Here is a 17,653-nt window from a genome sequence, read left to right as displayed (position 1 = left end):
ATACTAAAACCAGTTAATTTACCGCAGCTATGGAACAAATTGTGAGAATATTGGATATCCATAACGTTACCCACAACGTTAAACAGTTTATTGTAGAAAAGCCCGAAGGTTTTACGTTTACACCCGGGCAGGCAACCGAACTATCCATCAATCAACCGGCCTGGGAGGATCAGAAAAACCCGTTCACATTTACCTGTCTTACCGATGAGCATTATCTGGAGTTCACCATCAAAATATACAGCGATCATCCCGGCGTTACCAATCACCTCGGTGAGCTGGAAGTGGGTGATGAACTGATATTGCGCGAGGCCTGGGGTGCTATTGAATATAAAGGCCCGGGGTATTTTATTGCCGGCGGCGCTGGTATTACGCCATTTATAGCCATATTGAGGCAGCTTCATCAACAAGGTGCCATAGGTGATAATAAACTTTTTTTCTCTAATAAAACAGATCAGGATATTATCCTGGCCGATGAACTAAAAAGCATACTGGGCGAAAATGCCCTGTTCACAATAACTAATCAAAAAGATAGCGCACATGATCAACGCCGTATTGATGAGGCCTTTTTAAAAGCCGAAGTGCAGGATTTTACCAAACACTTTTATGTTTGCGGCCCTGACCCTATGGTGCAGGAAATAACCGGCATACTAACTAAACTGGGTGCTAACGCCGATGCTGTAGTGTTTGAGAAGTAGATAGGTCAGAAGCAAGAGTCAAGAAACAAGAATCAGGACAAGAAACCAAAATCTCGAATCTCCTGTCTCAAATCTCACATCTAAAATCTATTTTTACCGCATGAGTATCCGGGTTGAGTCGTTGTCAAAAGTTTACGGAACGCAAAAAGCGGTTGATAGTATCAGCTTTACTGCGGAGCCGGGTGTACTGGGTTTTTTGGGCCCGAATGGAGCTGGCAAATCCACCACCATGAAAATCCTCACTTGCTTTATTCCGCAAACTTCAGGTACGGCATCGGTATGCGGGTTTGATGTAATAGCTCAACCCCTGGAGGTGCGCAAGCATATCGGCTACCTGCCCGAAAGTAACCCGCTGTACCTGGATATGTATGTCAAAGAATCACTGGGTTTTATTGCCGGTATCCACCAACTGCATGAGCCCGAAAAACGCATAGCCACTATTATCGAACAAACAGGCCTGGGACCTGAGCAGCATAAGAAAATAGGTCAGCTGTCAAAAGGGTACCGTCAAAGGGTGGGGCTGGCGCAAGCTATACTGCATAACCCCGATGTACTGATACTGGACGAGCCTACCTCCGGGCTCGACCCTAACCAACTGATCGGGATCCGCCAATTGATACTCGAGCTGGGGAAAACCAAAACCATCATCCTCTCCACCCATATTATGCAGGAAGTAGAGGCGGTATGCAACCAGGTGATCATTATTAACCAGGGTAAAATTGTGGCTAATGACACCTTGCAGGGCCTCCGTAGTAAAAATAATGATAGCACACTGGAGCAGATCTTTATATCACTTACCGCTAATAACAATTAGTTATTATTTGTTGAAAGCCAAAGAAAAAATAAGGTGTTTATAAATTTACTGCCCTCACCGTAATTTTTTAACACTTGCATCCGCAAAAACTTTTTAAAGCTTTTATTTTAACACTTTTCTGCTCAAAAACGGGCAAAAAACGCTTGAAATTTGATCCAAAACCATCGATTTTAACACTTTTTAACAAATTTTAACACGATTTTGATGTGTTTTTAAAACTTTAAAAAGTTTTAAATGGTTGATTGTTAGATATGTATGTTAAAAATGGTTTGTTTTTGACCTGTTTTGTCCTTAATAAAACAGCCCGGTTTTCTTCGGAAAAAAGAAAGCCGGGCTGTTATCTATACAAAGATACCCAAATAAGGGGAGATATAAAAATGCTTTACGATGTATTTTTAATAAGTGTTTAAAATACGCTTATCATATTCGCTACGACTCATAAATGGTAGTTTTTGATGATACAGATCATGAAAAATGGTGGCCCAGGACGTATTATCTGTAACTATTTTAAAATATTTTGAAACATTTTGTAATAACATGCGTCTATATGACTTAAACCGCAGCAAAACAAGCATGTGCTTGCGGAGCTGTATTAAAAATTCACATCAATCTAAAAATTATGAAAAAAGTTTTATTAGCCTTAGCTATTATTGCTGGCACAGCATTCACAACCTTCGCTCAAACCAAGTCTGGCGACAGCGGCAAATTCAATATTGGCGTTGAAGCAGGTTTACCTGTAGGCGATGCCCATCAGGTATTTAATTCAGTATTTGGCGCCTCTATTAAATATGAATTGCCTATAGCACCAAGTACTTATTTTACCGTTTCTGCAGGATATAACGCGTTCTTGTACAAAAGCGAAGTTAAAGATGCATTTAAAGCACTTGGTCAGGATAGGTCTGTAGAAGGTTTTGTTCCTGTAAAAGTGGGTGTTAAGTATTATATTGAGCAAGGCTTTTTTGCTGAAGGACAATTAGGTGCCGCATTTGGTACCAGAAGCGGAAGAGGTACTGCATTTGATTACGCTCCAGGTATTGGTTACACCTTTGACGGTGGTTTTGAAGCCGGCGTTCGTTATGAGGCCTTTTCAAAAAATGGTACTATCAGCCAGGTTGGTTTGCGTTTGGCTTACCGTTTCTAACCGAAAAATCAACAATCAAAATTTAAGGAAAGCCCGGGGATATTATCTCCGGGCTTTATTATTAAAAATATTTTTTAGGGTATTAAACGTTGAACGGTTGCCTGCGTCAAACAAACCGACAGCGGTAAAAAAACAAGTCCGCATTAATCTTATTACAAAATTATTTTATGAAAAAAATCCTATTAGCCTTAGCATTTATTGCCGGCACGGCATGTACAACCTTCGCGCAAACCCATTCTGGCGGTGGCGGTAAATTCAGTATTGGTTTAGAAGGCGGACTGCCTGTGGGCGATGCCCACAACTACTCTGATTATATTATCGGCGGTTCGCTCAAATATGAGTATCCTGTAGCCGATAATTTATTTATTACCGCATCGGCTGGATACAGCAGCTTGCACGTTAAAAGTTTTGATATTTCTTATAATGACCCGAATTTTAGTTATCAATTTCATAGTGATGGTGGTACTGCAGGTATAATACCTGTAAAAGTGGGCGCCAAATATTACTTTGATGGGCACTTTTTTGGTGAAGCACAATTGGGCGCTGCATTTGGTACCAACAGTGGCAGCAGTACCTTATTTGTTTATTCGCCAGGTATAGGTTATACCTTCGCTGGTGGGTTTGAAGCTGGCGTTCGTTATGAGGCCTGGTCAAACAATGGTACTATCGGTCAGGCAGCATTGCGTTTAGCCTATCGTTTCTAACAAAAAAATAATAATTAAAATTTACGAAAGCCCGGGTATTAGCCCGGGCTTTTTTAATGCGGCAGCGCTAAAGAATATGAGCTTTGTTTGGAACATTATGGCAGGTAGTAATACGACTATTTAACATAGGGCAAACAATATGTTTACATGACTGTATTGATAGAAACCATACAATCCTACAATCATGAAAAAAATTCTATTAACCTTATTCATTATTGGAGTTATCGCAATGCAAAGCTTTGCGCAATCCAGGGGCCGGAGCGACGGAAAATTCAGCATCGGCTTTGAAGCCGGTTTGCCAACCGGCGACGCCCATCATCTTTTTGGTTCGGTATTAGGAGGTTCACTTAAATACGAGCTTCCGCTTGAGCAAAGTACCTGGTTTACCATATCGGCAGGTTATAATTCTTTCCAGCCAAAAGGGGTATATAACGATATCGGCGGACCTGCCATCAATGCCATCCCGCTAAAAGTGGGTATTAAATACTACTTTGACAGGAGCTTTTTTGCTGAAGGCCAAATAGGTGCCGCGTTTTTTACCGGAGCAGCCGATGGTACAGCATTTGCCTATTCACCGGGCATTGGTTATACCTTTAGTGAGGGTTTTGAGTTGGGCATCCGTTATGAAGGCTGGTCAAAAGATGGCACGCTTGGTCAGGCCGGTTTGCGTTTGGCTTACCGTTTCTAAGAATCTGTCTAAAAATGATAATTATTCATTGCCGTTGACTTTAGTCAACGGTAAAAGAAAATATCATTGCGGGCTTCAGCCCAATTATTCAAGCGGTTTTTGGCTAAAGCCTCTTGTTTTCATTCATTACCCCGTTGACTAAAGTCAACGGCAATGATTTTTATATGATACCTAGAATTATCTAAGTCAAATTTAGAGAGTTTCTAATCCAAAAATTAACAATTAAATTAAAAATCCCGCGAGCATTGCCGCGGGCTTTTGTTTTTCAAGATTTTTTTGTCATCCTGAGGAACGAAGGATCTTCTTCAGCGAGCATATCCTACAATATATGCTTCGTTCCTCAGCATGACAAACGCTGTTTTTTCTCTTACTGTCTCTTCTGCCGGCCCACGCGTGTAACAATGATGGTTTACACATATAGCATGATATTAAGACATTGATAAATTTAATCAATTGATTATCAATAAAATAAATTAATGTTAACCGAAAAAAGTGTAAACCATGTAAACCCAATTTTAAAGAAAATGACCCATAGGCCCTTTGCTTGCGCAGGTGTGCCAGCAAAGGGGAAGCAGATATTAATTGTCGTAAAACACCCTGATAATGTCATTTTGGCCCCCGTTGCTCTTGTTATATAAGGGATAACTTTGGTATAACAAAATCAAACTATCATGACAACTAAAGAAATTGTGCTACAGGTTATCGACGCTTTTGATAACAACGACGTAGATAAAATATTAAAGCTTTTTGCCGACGACGTAATATGGACGATGAAAGGCTCAAGCCTGACGATCATCAACGGGAAAGATGAAGTAGAAAAGTTTTTGGGCGGAATGGAAGAGATAAAAATTGTTTCATCAACTCACGACCATATCATTGTTGATGGTAATAAAGCAGCCGTCGACGGCTTTATACAATGCAAAGGCAAAAGCGGAGAGGAAATAAACATGCATTACGCCGATTTTTATGAACTGGAAAATGATGAGGTGAAAATAGTTACATCATACATAGTTGATAAAAAGGATTAAGTTAAAGTTGTCTGAATCAGAATTTACAGAATTAAAGAATTTACAGAATGGACATTGTTTGTCCTGAGCCGGGATTAATGAATTTTATTTTGCTAATCCTTTAATTCTGTAAATTCTGATTCAGATATATTGCTTAACTACTCCTTTGCTTTAGCCTAATAATATTGTAATTTCGGCGCTTAACCCCCGATCAAAAGTGCTTAGTATCCTTAAAAAAGAAATCGTTTCGTACCTCAGCTCATTGGTGGCTTATGTAACCATTGGTGTATTTTTATTGGTGCTGGGGCTGTTTTTATGGGTGTTCCCCGATTCGAGCATTTTAGAATATGGCTATGCCGGGCTCGAAAGCTTGTTTAGCACCGCGCCATACCTGTTCATGTTCCTGATACCGGCCATCACCATGCGATCATTGGCCGAGGAGCGCAAGGAGGGTACTTTTGAGCTGTTATTCACCCGCCCGCTTACCGACTGGCAAATTGTATTAGGAAAATACCTGGCCAGCGTATTGCTTGTGCTTTTTGCTTTGCTGCCTACGCTGGTTTATTATTTTTCGGTCAGTACACTGGGCACGCCGCAGGGCAATATTGATACCGGGGCGGTTATCGGCTCTTACATCGGTTTGTTTTTATTGGGGGCAGTATTTGCGGCTATCGGTCTTTTTGCCTCGTCCATCACCAAAAACCAGATCATCGCTTTTACGGTAGCGGTTTTCCTGTGTTTCTTTTTTTACAGCGGCTTCGATTCACTGAGCCAGTTGCTGTCCTTGCAAGATCTTGGTCTGCAAAACCTGGGTATTACGGAGCATTACCAATCCGTAAGCCGCGGTGTGCTGGACACGCGCGACCTGGCTTATTTTATTATAGTAACAGGTATATTTATCTGGCTTACGCTGTTTGTGATCATCCGTCAGCGTAAAAAGAAACTGCTTTCGGCTACCATGATAGGATACGTAGCGACGCTGCTGCTTGTGGCTGTTATCGGCAATATCACTTTTACCCGTTTCGATTTTACTACCGAAAAACGATATACGCTTTCGCCCATCAGCAGGCAGATCATGGATGGTTTGCAGCAACCGGTAAAAGTTACCGTGTATTTGGATGGGAGCGGATTTCCGGGTGGAATGAAGCGTTTGCAGGTTGCAACAAAAGATATGCTTAATGATTTGAAAGCATATAGCCATAAAAAGATCGATTTTGAATTTATTGACCCTCTTAATTTTTTAAAAGGTCTTTCGCAGGATCAACAAAAGCAGCAATTTGAAGAATGGGATACGAAAGGTATAAAAGCGCAAAATCTCAGTGTTAAAACCGATGACGGTGTATCTCAGAAAATGATATTTCCTGAAGCTCTTGTTGCGGCTAACGGAAAAGAGATTGTGGTTAATCTTTTGCAAACAAGGATTGGACTTTCGGATGCGGAACAATTAAATAATTCTATCCAAAATCTTGAATACGCTTTTGTATCAGCTATAAAAAAAGCTGGCAGTGGAGGCAAGCCTCGGATTGGGTTTACAACAGGTCATAACGAACTTACTGACTTGCAATTAAATGGCGCCATCAACACTTTATCTGATGGGTATTTGATTGGTAGAGTAGATTTGAATCTTATACCGTTTGACAGTCTTAAGAAAATAAAACTGCTGGTGATACCCAAACCCGATAAAAAATTTACCGAATTGGAAAAATTTAAGCTCGACCAATATATTATGCATGGCGGTCGGGTATTGTGGACGATAGACCAGGTGAGCGCCGAGTTGGACAGCCTGCGCGGCCACGGTGGCGAGCAGTTGGCTTTTGCCAAACAACTGAACCTGGACGATCAGCTTTTCAGGTACGGCGTCAGGATCAATTACGACCTGATTGCTGATATGAACTGCTCGCAGATACCGGTTAGTACCGGCAGCGTGGGTGGGCAGGCGCAGATACAAATGCTGCCCTGGTTGTTTTATCCCATATTTATCCCGCTATCCAAACACCCGGTAGTGAAAAACCTGGATGGCATCAGCAGCGAATTTGCCAGCACTATTGATCTGCTGGATACCAAAGATGTAAAAAAAACTATCCTGCTTACCTCGTCGCCCTATAACAAAAAGATGAGCGCGCCGCATATGCTGTCGTTACAGGCATTGGAGCAGGAACCCAATCCTAAAGATTTTCAGAGCACGCCCAAAACGGTAGGCGTATTACTGGAAGGTAAATTTGTATCCGACTGGCGCAATCGCCCGCTGCCCGAAGGCATTACCGGACAAGTAGCTATAAAGGCCGAAAGCGAGTCCACAAAAATGATCGTGATCAGTGACGGGGATATTTTGAAAAACCAGGTAGGCAGCGATGGTTCGCCGTACCCGCTGGGCTATGATCATTATACCCAGCAAACCTACGGCAATAAAAACCTGTTGCTGAACATAGCCGATTATATGACCGACGATTCGGGCCTGATAGCGCTGCGTACCAAGGAGATCAAGATACGCCTGCTTAACCGCGCCCGTATCCGCAACGAAAAAATGTACTGGCAGCTGGTAAATACGGTTGGGCCATTGCTTTTAGTGTTAATATGTGCTATTTTTCAACATTACATCCGTAAACGAAAGTATGCGCATTAAATTTTATATTTTTGATTGATTAAATACACCCATATGAGATTTATTGTTTCTACATCAACATTACTCAAACAACTGCAGGCTGTAAGCGGGGCTTTAAGCAATAGCACTGTTTTGCCTATACTGGAAAACTTTTTGTTCGAGATAAAGGATGGAAACTTAACCATTTCTGCAACCGACCTGCAAACCAGCATGACCACATCCTTAGCTGTTGAGGCTAAAGAGAATGGCCGCATTGCCATACCATCGCGTATATTGTTAGAGACCTTAAAGTCGTTACCGGAGCAACCGGTAGCTTTTTCTGTAGATGATAACACGTTTGCTATTGAAATAAACGCGGGCGACGGAAAGTACAAACTGAGCGGCGAGAATGGCGAGGATTTCCCGAAAATACCGGTAGTGGAGAACGCGTCGTCGGTAAATTTACCGGCCTCGGTTTTAGCCGAAGCTATTAACAAAACCATTTTCGCGGTAAGTAACGACGAGTTGCGCCCTGCCATGACCGGTGTATACTGCCAGTTAAGCACCCAGCACCTTACCTTTGTAGCTACCGATGCGCACAAGCTGGTACGTTACCGCCGTAAGGATGCCAAAGCCGCAAGCACTACCTCATTCATATTGCCAAAAAAAGCGTTAACGCTTTTAAAATCATCATTACCAACTGATGATGTGAATGTATCAGTAGAGTATAACTCTACCAGCGCGTTCTTTAAATTTGGTAATATTAACCTGGTATGCCGTTTAATTGACGAGCGCTATCCGGATTATGAGGCGGTTATACCTCAGGTAAATCCAAATAAATTAAGTATCGACAGGCTTACCTTCCTGGGTTCGTTGAGCCGCGTAGCTATTTACGCTAACAAAACCACCCACCAGGTAAGGCTTAAAATAAGCGGCAGCGAACTCAATATATCATCAGAAGATATTGACTTTGCCAACGAAGCGCATGAGCGTTTAAGCTGCCAGTACGAGGGCGAAGACATAGAAATTGGCTTCAATGCACGTTTTTTAATAGAAATGTTGAAGAATTTAAGTTGCGAAGAAGTATCTTTGGAGATGTCGACACCAAACCGTGCCGGGTTATTGTTACCTCAGGGTGGCGATGAAAATGAAGATGTGCTGATGCTGGTTATGCCGGTGATGCTCAATAGTTATGCTTAAGTGTAAACTTAAATTATAAATCCAAAACTAAGTCCGGCTTTAAAAACCGGACTTTTTTGTTCGCCGCAGATAACAAAAATCGCGGGAAGCAGTTATATAGATTAATTTTGAATTAGTGATTTAGTGAATTAACGATTTTAAATATCATTCACTAATTCGCTAACTCAATAATTCAATAATTATTCCGAATGAATATCAGGATCAAAGCTTTTACTTGTATTGTAGCCGCGGCATGCTGGGCATCCTGTAAAAAAAATAATGATGCGCCTACGGTTCAGCTTACTACAAGCCTTAATGTGGTCAACGCGTCAAATAATGTTATTAATTTTTACCAGAATGGTACCAGGATCAATAATACGTCAAGTTATTATCCAGGTGGTTCGTTAGGGTACGTTACGGTGAAAGCAGGCTTGCAAAACTTCCAGGTTAAACTGGCCAGTCCCTCAACCCCCAATATTTTATTTAGTAAGCCGATCACACTGGATACAGGCAAAGTGTATTCTTTATATATAAGCGGGCAAACGCTAGAGAGCGTTTTTTTTGCTGAGGATGTGCTCAAAGCCGATGCGGATGGTAATGCGTTGGTAAGATTTGTCAATGCGTCGCCTGATGCTGGTCCTTTGATGCTGGCATTTGAAGGGGGAAGCTTGCCAGACCATGTTTTAGATACAGTTAAATTTAGTAATGTGGCCTATAAGGCAACAGATGTAGCCTTTATAAAAGTTAAAGGGGGATTTGTTCATAATGTTGCTGTTTACCAGGCATCATCACCTTCAAGTCCTAAACGAGATACTACGATAGTTCTTAACGCAGGACAAATTTATACCCTGGTTAGTTATGGTACAGTAGGTTCAAATGGTAACCAGGGGCTTAGTACCCGATTAATAATTAATCAGTAAATTAAAAATTAATGGCCAAACCAAATAAAAGCAGCTTCCTGGTTTCTTTACTTTTAGTTACCGTTGGTACTTTGCTGCTGCCCTTTATATCATCATGCGGTAAAGGCGCCAATGCTAATCCTACGGGATTGAATACGCAACTGCAAATTGTTAATTTAAGTCCGGATATACTGCCGGTAAATTTATACCTTAATTTTATTAAGGAAAATTCAACCAATTATACATATCCTACTAATTCGGGTTATTTTTATATATCCACGCTACAACCGCCAATGCAGTTACGTACGGCAACATTGGCCCCGATAAACCTGGTTACTATTGACAGCACGCTGAAAGCTAACTCCAAATACACCTTGTTTATTACCGGTTTCAGGAGCGATAGTTCTATAAAAAACTCACTCTTGTTATTGGATACAGCCACTGTTCCGCCATTAGGCCGGGGTCTGGTGCGGTTTATACACTGCTCACCAACCTCTCCTCCGCTTGATCTGAAAGCAAATGGCACCGGATCAACACAGTGGATGGCTATAGCTTTCAATAAAGTATCAAAATATGTTCAGTTGCCTGTGGGGAATTATAACTTTACCATTAACTTAAGCACTTCGCCAGATAATGTTCAGTTCCAATTATCCAACGTTACCATACAGGACGGTCGTGCCTATACTATTTATACACAAGGAATAGTAGGGCGCACAGATACAGTTGCATTTGGTGCTGCTATACTTACCAATAATTTACTGCTTAAAACCACTCGATAAGGTAGAGATATTAGAGTCAAGAGCCAAGAATCAAGAGCCTGGATATTAAAGCGAAGAGCCTCGAAATACAATCGCAACTTATTTTTTATTCTTGATTCTTGGCTCTTGATTCTAATGTCTTCTCATTTATATTCCTATTTTTGGCCAAAATTTAAAATACCGTGGAAGTAATAAAAAGCATTATCGACTTTATACTGCATATTGATGTGCATCTGAGCCAGATCACCAGTGATTACAAAGGCTGGACCTATCTCATACTGTTCGCGATCATTTTTGCCGAAACCGGTTTTGTGGTTACTCCCTTTTTACCCGGCGACTCGCTGCTGTTTGCCGCAGGTGCACTTATTGCTAATGGTAAAACGGGCTTAGATATAGCCTTGCTTGCTATTATATTGGTGATAGCCGCTTTTGCAGGTAATACGGTTAATTACTTACTGGGTAATTATTTAGGCCCCAAGGTTTTTAAAGAAAATAACAAAATATTAAAGCTGGAGTATTACCTCACTACCAAAGCTTTTTTTGATAAACACGGTGGCAAGGCAGTTATATTCAGCCGTTTTTTACCTATCATCAGGACCATTGCCCCTTTTGTGGCCGGCGTAGGGCGTATGCCTTTTTTACGCTATAGTCTGTATAATATTGTAGGTGGTGCTTCATGGGTACTGAGCTTTCTATTTATCGGTTTCTTTTTTGGTAATATCCCGGTGATCAAGCAAAACTTTACACTGGTGGTGATGGCTATTATATTGATATCCGTAATTCCGCCAATTTACGCGGCTATAAAAAGCAGGGGTAGCAAAAAAGCTTCTGTATAATAAGTTCCTGAGCTTATTTAGTTGTTTGATAAATACATTTGCCGGCTTTGTACATGGCTTCTTCGTGCTGTAAATTAATACGCTCCTGGGCGCTTAACGGCTGTGCTATCAGTTTGTTCAGATCGGGCTGCCCGGCATCAACCCAGGCCGAGTACCAGAAACTTCCAACCGAAAGTATGGATGCCCGCATTTGCCGTTCCACCATACCTTTCAGCATTTTTTGATAAGCATGGCTGTAGGCCACGGAATAATCATTAAGCTTTCTTTTACCCCGCATAACCAGGCTGTATTTTTTATCTGACGGAAAGTTTTTATTGACTATTCGCTCAAATCGTAATACCGAGTCGACGCTTTTGAAGGATACCTGGCAAATTTTAAATGCCTCAGTCAGTGGGTTATCAATATAACGGGCACGACCAGCAAAAAGATGATATTGTTTAATAAACAGCTCCGGCAGGCGAGTTTCCCACAGGCCATGTATGCCCATCTGATCGGTAAGTTGTCCATCATAGTTTAGCGTAAGGTGAAGGGGGACATGAGCGTCGGCAACATAGTGACCCAAATTAGCGGAGGTGTTGAGTATAGCCGTGGTATCATGCGCCTTAAACGCTCGTACCAGTTTATAATATTGATACTGGATGGTCCAGGGAACGGTACCGTATTTGTCCAGTGTATCGGCAGAGTATTTGGCAGCAGCGTCGGCCCATCGCCGGGGGATAGCGGCAAAAGGCTTCTTGCCATAATGGTCGGCATCAAAAAAATGATGAGGGATCTCGGTAGAGTCTACATAGCGGCGCTTGTCGGCGCTCACGGCATGTTCTGTAATATAACCGATGTTGGCCTTGTAAAAACCTGCCATGCTCTTAGGTAGCGTAAAAACTGCCAGTCTGTTGATGCGGTAATGTGCAAAGAAACCCCATGATGAACACAGCAGCATTAAACCAATGCCCGATAAGCTTAAAATAATACGCCGCTTCATGAAGGTAAATATGGCGTTTAGTTTTTAAGTTTTGAGTAGTAAGTTTTGAGTTTTGTCAGCTATTGCAATCTCCCTACATAAACCTTGGTATCGTAATGAATAGCTATCATGCCATCTTGTTGATAACGATTAAAAAGCACCTTTAGATCATTGATCATAGGCTCATATCCAGCGTCATCTTTCGTAGGCATGTAGGATGAGGAAAGCAGGCGACCTTTTAATCCGTCAAAGTCAAAAACCTGTTTGTTTTCAAACACCCGTAACTCAAAAGGTTCAGGATCATAAAAAGCGCCGATGTGGTCATAGTTGATATTACGGTGCCCAACTTTTACATAATCCTGTCCGTGTGTGATGATCAGCTGGTCGTAGTCCTTTTCAAATGCAGAGCTTGTTTTCCGTTCATTCCAGATCAACGCCACGATGCCACCGGGTTTCAGGATGCGTTTAAATTCTGCACGGGCATTTTGCGCGTTAAACCAATGGAAAGCTTGCCCGGCAATAACGGCATCAACGCTTTTGTCGGCCAAGCCCGTGTTTTCCGCGGTTCCATCGGCGACGGTAAAACCCGGGTATGTGCTCAACAGCTCCGTGGCTTTATCCCGCATTTCGGCATTGGGCTCCACGGCGATGGCCCGGTAACCGGCATCCAGAAACAATTGGGTTGATATCCCCGTACCTGCGCCAATATCGGCTATCAGCTTATCGGTGCTCAGTTGATAACTATCCTGTAAAAAGGTAACAATGGCGGTAGGGTAGTGGGGGCGGTATTTTACATAATCGGCCACGCGGTTGCTGAATCTTTTAGTACTGTCCATGGTTTGAAGTAAACTTCTGCTAAATTAAGGCTTGCGCTGTAGATTAGTTGTTTTATGAAGCATAATGTTCAATCACGGGAGCTTAAATAAATTCAGTGAGTACAATGGGCTAAATAAAGCTTTAAAACTTTAATAAAAAAGCACTTGCATATTTAAATTTATCGGCATATATTTGCAGTCCTTAAAATAATAGAAAAAAGAATAACAAAGCTATACAATGGCAAATCATAAATCGTCTTTAAAAAGAATCAGATCAAACGCTGCGAAGCGTCTGCGCAACAGGTACCAGGCTAAAACAACCAGGAACGCTATTAAGAAATTAAGAAACACAACTACTAAAGCTGATGCAAGCGCACTGTTAGGTAAAGTGATCTCTATGTTAGACCGTTTAGCTAAAAAGAATGTTATTCACAAAAACAAAGCTTCGAACAATAAATCAAAGCTTACTAAATTTGTTAATGGCTTAAGTTAATCGCTTAACTAAAAATATATAAAAAGGGTTGTACTGAACAGTACAACCCTTTTTTGTTTGGTGTAAATCGACTCACCCCGTCTGCGCTTCGTTGGACGACCCTCTCTGTTGCTTCGGAAGAATATAAAAAAAACAAAAATTATGTCATTGCGAGCGTAGCGTGGCAATCTCCTCGCGTTCTCATCAGTAGGAATAGCTACGAGATTGCTTCGTCGTTCCTCCTCGCAATGACATAGTTTGCTGTTTCTTCGCTACAGGCAAAGAGGGGGCCGGCGACAATTTGAGCTGTACCTTTTTTGTTTGGTAGTTTTTTTCCATACATTAATACCGTGGAAAACTACAACGAAAAGATCAGCATTAAATCATGGGCGGAAGAAGACCGTCCGCGGGAAAAGCTGAGCACCCAGGGTCGCCGCGCGCTGACCGATGCTGAACTGATCGCCATCCTTATTGGATCGGGCAGTCGTACCGAAACCGCTGTTGAGTTAAGCAAGCGCATCCTGCATCATTATGAAAACGACTTGAACAAGCTGGGTAAAGCTTCCATCAGTGAACTTTCCAAATTTAAAGGGATAGGAGAGGCCAAAGCCATATCCATTATTGCCGCGTTAGAGATCGGTCGCCGCCGCAACGATACCGAAACCAAAGCTATTGAATACATCAACAGCAGTCGTGATGCCTATAATATTATGCGCCGTCACCTGATGGACCTGAACCATGAAGAATTCTGGATACTATTGGTTGGTCGCTCACAAAAAGTGCTGGCTAAAGAGCTGGTGAGCAAAGGAGGATTATCGGCCACCGTAGCCGATCCCAAGATCATTTTTTATATGGCCCTGCAACAACAGGCCAGTGGTATTATACTGGTTCATAACCACCCCTCAGGGAATCTAAAGCCCAGTCACCAGGATATCGATCTCACCAAAAAAATAAGCGCTGCCGGTCGACTGTTGGATATCAATGTACTTGATCACCTCATTATAACCGATAATGGCTATTACAGCTTTGGCGATGAGGGAATAATTTAGATGTGCAGATGTGCGAATTTTAGATGTGCAGATGATTTTTTGAATTTGCTGATTGATCCGTTTATCGATCTTATCTATCACCTACACATTTATTATTTGCACATCTGCATATCTGCACATTTGTAATCTGCACAGCTTTCACCTTTCAGCCTAAATCGTATCTTTGCCGATTATCATTTCTGAATAATGAAAATATCATATAATTGGCTTAAAGAATTTATAGATACAGATAAAACCCCACAGGAAATCTCCATTATCCTTACCGGTACCGGTTTGGAAGTAGAGAGCCTGGAAAAAGTGCAAGCTATTCCCGGCGGACTGGAAGGCCTGGTAATTGGTTATGTAAAGGAATGTACCGATCATGCCAACTCCGACCACCTGCACGTAACTAAAGTTGATGTAGGCGGCCCGGAAGATCTGCAGATTGTTTGCGGCGCTGCTAACGTGGCTGCCGGGCAAAAAGTAGTAGTAGCTGTGGTTGGTACTACCGTATACCCGGTTACCGGTGAGCCATTCGCCATCAAGAAATCAAAAATACGCGGTGAAGCGTCCGAAGGGATGATCTGCGCCGAGGATGAAATAGGATTAGGCACCAGTCACGATGGTATTATGGTATTGGATGCTGATGCCCCGGTTGGCACTTTAGCTAAAGACTATTTTAAGGTGAACGACGATTATATGTACGAAATAGGTTTAACACCGAATCGTGCCGATGCCGCCTCGCACCTGGGTACCGCCCGTGATATTGCCGCTTTTTTAAAGATCGCTGTTACCCGGCCGGATGTAAGCGCGTTCAAAATTGCCAATACCAACAGAACGGTTGAGGTTGTGGTAGAGAACGAGCAGGCAAGTCCGCGTTATTCTGGTTTAACCATGACCGGTTTGGAGGTAAAAGAATCACCGAAATGGTTAAAAGAACGGTTGGCTGTTATCGGCATCCGCTCTATCAATAATATTGTGGATGTAACCAACTATGTATTGCACGAATTGGGACAACCGCTGCATGCTTTTGATGCCGACGAAATAAAGGGCAACAAAGTGCTAGTGAAAAACTATCCGGAAGGAACGCTTTTTAAAACCCTGGATGATGTAGATCGTAAGTTATCGGAAAACGACTTGATGATAGGCAATGCCGAAGAACCTATGTGTATTGCCGGCGTGTTTGGCGGTATCACTTCGGGCGTTAAGGCATCAACCACAAGCATCTTTTTGGAGAGCGCTTATTTCAATTCGGTATCGGTACGTAAAACGGCTAAAAGACATGGCCTAAAAACCGATGCATCTTTCAGGTTTGAGCGTGGCACCGATCCGGATATGACCGTTTTCGCCTTGAAACGCGCCGCCTTGCTGATACAGCAAGTAGCCGGCGGCGAGGTGTCGTCAGAAATTTTTGATCATTATCCAGCACCCGTTGCACCATTTGCTTTTGATGTAAGTTATAAAAATATCCACAGGCTGATAGGTAAAGCCATTCCGCATGCCGAGATCAAGGCTATCATTGAAGCATTGGATATTAAGGTGGTTAATGAAACGGAAGATACACTTTCGTTACAGGTACCGCCGTACCGTGTTGATGTTACCCGCGAGGTGGATGTGGTAGAGGAGATACTGCGTATTTACGGATACAACAATATCGAGATCCCTACCCAGATCAGGGCATCATTAAATAACTCACAACGGGCCGAAAAAGACACGGTGCAAAACCAACTGTCGGACTTGCTTACTGCCAATGGTTTTAACGAGATACTATCAAACTCATTAACCAAATCGGCTTATTCAGATAACCTGGATGCCGCGGTAAAAATATTGAACCCGCTAAGCAGCGATCTGGATGTAATGCGCCAAACCATGCTGTACTCCGGACTGGAAGCTATTACTTACAACCAGAACCGCCGTGCTGCCGACTTGAAGTTTTATGAGTTTGGTAAGGTTTACAGCGTAAAGGATGATAAGTATACTGAGGTACAACGCTTCTCGGTGTTTTTAACCGGGGCAACTACAGCCGAGCAATGGAACCAAAAGCCAAAACCGGTATCGTTCTACAATCTGAAAGCTATTGTTGACAGCATTTTAGAACGCTTGAATATCACAGGTTACGCAGTGGAGGACGCTACTTGCAAGAAAATGGCTTACGGGCTGCAATATATGCTGAACGGTAAACAACTGGTTAAGTTTGGCGCGGTTGCCGGCGAGGCTTTGAAAAAGGTAGATGTAGACAAAGAAGTATTTTATGCCGACTTTAATTTCGATTTGATTTTATCTGCGGTGCGCAAAAACAAGATCGTTTACCAGGAGGTTTCTAAATTCCCTGCGGTAAGGCGCGACCTGTCGATGCTGATAGATAAAGCGGTTACTTTTGGTCAGTTAAAACAAATTGCCCAGAGAACCGAACGCAAGCTGCTGAAAGAAGTTAGTGTATTTGATGTTTACGAAGGAGATAAACTGCCGGTCGGTAAAAAATCGTACGCCTTAAGTTTTATCATCCAGGATATCGATAAAACACTTACCGATAAAGCGATTGATGCCATTATGCAAAAATTAATTTATAACTTAGGTAAAGAAGCCGGAGCGGAGATTCGTAAATAGGGAATCCTAAGCCCTAAATTCTAAACTCTAGATCCTAAAAACAAGGTTTGTATAAAGGATTTAAAGAAATGAGTGACGTATTTTTATTTAGAGTTTAGAAATTAGGATTTAGAAATTTTATTTAGGATTTAGAAATTAGGATTTAGAGTTTAACAGATACATGGCCTCAGTAGCAGAACAGTTAAATAAAATTGTAGATAAAACCGAACGGTTAATTGAGCTTTGCGCTGCCTTACAGGAGGAAAATGATCTGTTAAAACTGGAAAGTGAGGCTTTAACCGTAGCTTTGGATGCCAGCAAAAACAAGACAAAAGAGCTGGAAGAAAAGCTTCGTGTATTGAAGCTGGCAAAATCATTTTCAGAAACAAATGAGAAAAGTCTTGACATAAAGCAAAAAATTAACGACTTTGTGCAGGAAATAGATAAGTGTATTGTATTATTGAAGAAATAATACAAAAAGTGAAAAGCTCA

The 17,653-nt window shown here is 42.0% G+C and carries 17 protein-coding genes; 15 read left to right on the top strand and 2 right to left on the bottom strand.

From position 1 onward, the window contains the following. Positions 1 to 29 precede the first annotated feature (29 nt). The 11 genes from BLR84_RS25925 (at position 30) to BLR84_RS25875 (ending at position 11,302) form a co-directional block, all read left to right on the top strand. Positions 30 to 695 carry a ferredoxin reductase domain-containing protein gene (locus BLR84_RS25925; protein ID WP_090473172.1) on the top strand — a complete coding sequence of 222 codons (666 nt, stop codon included), beginning with the start codon at positions 30 to 32 and terminating at the stop codon, positions 693 to 695. A gap of 100 nt (positions 696 to 795) precedes the next feature. After that, complete coding sequence (locus BLR84_RS25920) at positions 796 to 1,509, top strand: ATP-binding cassette domain-containing protein (RefSeq protein ID WP_090473171.1); 714 nt, start codon at positions 796 to 798, stop codon at positions 1,507 to 1,509. Positions 1,510 to 2,128: 619 nt separating this feature from the next. Next, entirely contained in the window at positions 2,129 to 2,650 is a 522-nt protein-coding gene (locus tag BLR84_RS25915; RefSeq protein ID WP_090473170.1) for a hypothetical protein, read from the top strand. A gap of 167 nt (positions 2,651 to 2,817) precedes the next feature. Further along, on the top strand, positions 2,818 to 3,354 hold the full coding sequence (locus BLR84_RS25910; protein WP_090473169.1) for a hypothetical protein: 537 nt from the start codon (positions 2,818 to 2,820) through the stop codon (positions 3,352 to 3,354). Between the two features lie 184 nt (positions 3,355 to 3,538). Further along, complete coding sequence (locus BLR84_RS25905) at positions 3,539 to 4,042, top strand: outer membrane beta-barrel protein (protein ID WP_090473168.1); 504 nt, start codon at positions 3,539 to 3,541, stop codon at positions 4,040 to 4,042. Positions 4,043 to 4,713: 671 nt separating this feature from the next. After that, complete coding sequence (locus tag BLR84_RS25900; protein WP_090473167.1) at positions 4,714 to 5,070, top strand: nuclear transport factor 2 family protein; 357 nt, start codon at positions 4,714 to 4,716, stop codon at positions 5,068 to 5,070. A 196-nt stretch (positions 5,071 to 5,266) separates the two neighbouring features. Then, positions 5,267 to 7,672 (top strand): gliding motility-associated ABC transporter substrate-binding protein GldG, encoded by a 2,406-nt coding sequence (gene gldG / locus BLR84_RS25895; protein WP_090473166.1) that lies wholly within the window; start codon positions 5,267 to 5,269, stop codon positions 7,670 to 7,672. Positions 7,673 to 7,705: 33 nt separating this feature from the next. Next, positions 7,706 to 8,830 carry a DNA polymerase III subunit beta gene (gene dnaN, locus BLR84_RS25890; protein ID WP_090473165.1) on the top strand — a complete coding sequence of 375 codons (1,125 nt, stop codon included), beginning with the start codon at positions 7,706 to 7,708 and terminating at the stop codon, positions 8,828 to 8,830. 188 nt (positions 8,831 to 9,018) lie between these two features. Continuing rightward, the gene (locus BLR84_RS25885) at positions 9,019 to 9,729 is read left to right on the top strand and encodes a DUF4397 domain-containing protein (protein WP_090473164.1); all 711 of its coding nucleotides are present in this window, start codon (positions 9,019 to 9,021) and stop codon (positions 9,727 to 9,729) included. A gap of 11 nt (positions 9,730 to 9,740) precedes the next feature. Further along, positions 9,741 to 10,487, top strand: a complete 747-nt coding sequence (locus tag BLR84_RS25880; protein WP_090473163.1) for a DUF4397 domain-containing protein — start codon at positions 9,741 to 9,743, stop codon at positions 10,485 to 10,487. A gap of 161 nt (positions 10,488 to 10,648) precedes the next feature. Beyond that, positions 10,649 to 11,302 carry a DedA family protein gene (locus BLR84_RS25875; protein WP_090473162.1) on the top strand — a complete coding sequence of 218 codons (654 nt, stop codon included), beginning with the start codon at positions 10,649 to 10,651 and terminating at the stop codon, positions 11,300 to 11,302. 13 nt (positions 11,303 to 11,315) lie between these two features. Here the strand turns inward: BLR84_RS25875 and BLR84_RS25870 are convergent, their stop codons facing one another. Beyond that, the gene (locus tag BLR84_RS25870) at positions 11,316 to 12,281 is read right to left on the bottom strand and encodes a zinc dependent phospholipase C family protein (protein WP_090473161.1); all 966 of its coding nucleotides are present in this window, start codon (positions 12,279 to 12,281) and stop codon (positions 11,316 to 11,318) included. 59 nt (positions 12,282 to 12,340) lie between these two features. Beyond that, positions 12,341 to 13,096: a class I SAM-dependent methyltransferase gene (locus tag BLR84_RS25865; RefSeq protein WP_090473160.1), complete on the bottom strand. Its 756-nt coding sequence runs from the start codon at positions 13,094 to 13,096 to the stop codon at positions 12,341 to 12,343. A gap of 217 nt (positions 13,097 to 13,313) precedes the next feature. Between BLR84_RS25865 and rpsT the strand changes: the two genes are divergently transcribed. The 4 genes from rpsT (at position 13,314) to BLR84_RS25845 (ending at position 17,633) form a co-directional block, all read left to right on the top strand. Continuing rightward, positions 13,314 to 13,568, top strand: a complete 255-nt coding sequence (rpsT, locus tag BLR84_RS25860) for a 30S ribosomal protein S20 (RefSeq protein WP_076374856.1) — start codon at positions 13,314 to 13,316, stop codon at positions 13,566 to 13,568. A 329-nt stretch (positions 13,569 to 13,897) separates the two neighbouring features. Beyond that, positions 13,898 to 14,596, top strand: coding sequence for a RadC family protein (gene radC / locus BLR84_RS25855; RefSeq protein WP_090473291.1), 699 nt, complete (start codon positions 13,898 to 13,900; stop codon positions 14,594 to 14,596). Positions 14,597 to 14,782: 186 nt separating this feature from the next. Next, positions 14,783 to 17,182, top strand: a complete 2,400-nt coding sequence (gene pheT / locus BLR84_RS25850) for a phenylalanine--tRNA ligase subunit beta (RefSeq protein ID WP_090473159.1) — start codon at positions 14,783 to 14,785, stop codon at positions 17,180 to 17,182. Between the two features lie 160 nt (positions 17,183 to 17,342). Further along, positions 17,343 to 17,633, top strand: a complete 291-nt coding sequence (locus BLR84_RS25845; protein ID WP_090473158.1) for a hypothetical protein — start codon at positions 17,343 to 17,345, stop codon at positions 17,631 to 17,633. The last annotated feature ends 20 nt before the right edge of the window (positions 17,634 to 17,653 follow it).

The sequence above is a fragment of the Mucilaginibacter sp. OK268 genome (assembly GCF_900103125.1).
GTDB lineage: Bacteria > Bacteroidota > Bacteroidia > Sphingobacteriales > Sphingobacteriaceae > Mucilaginibacter.
This window is presented reverse-complemented; position numbering and strand designations above follow the sequence as displayed.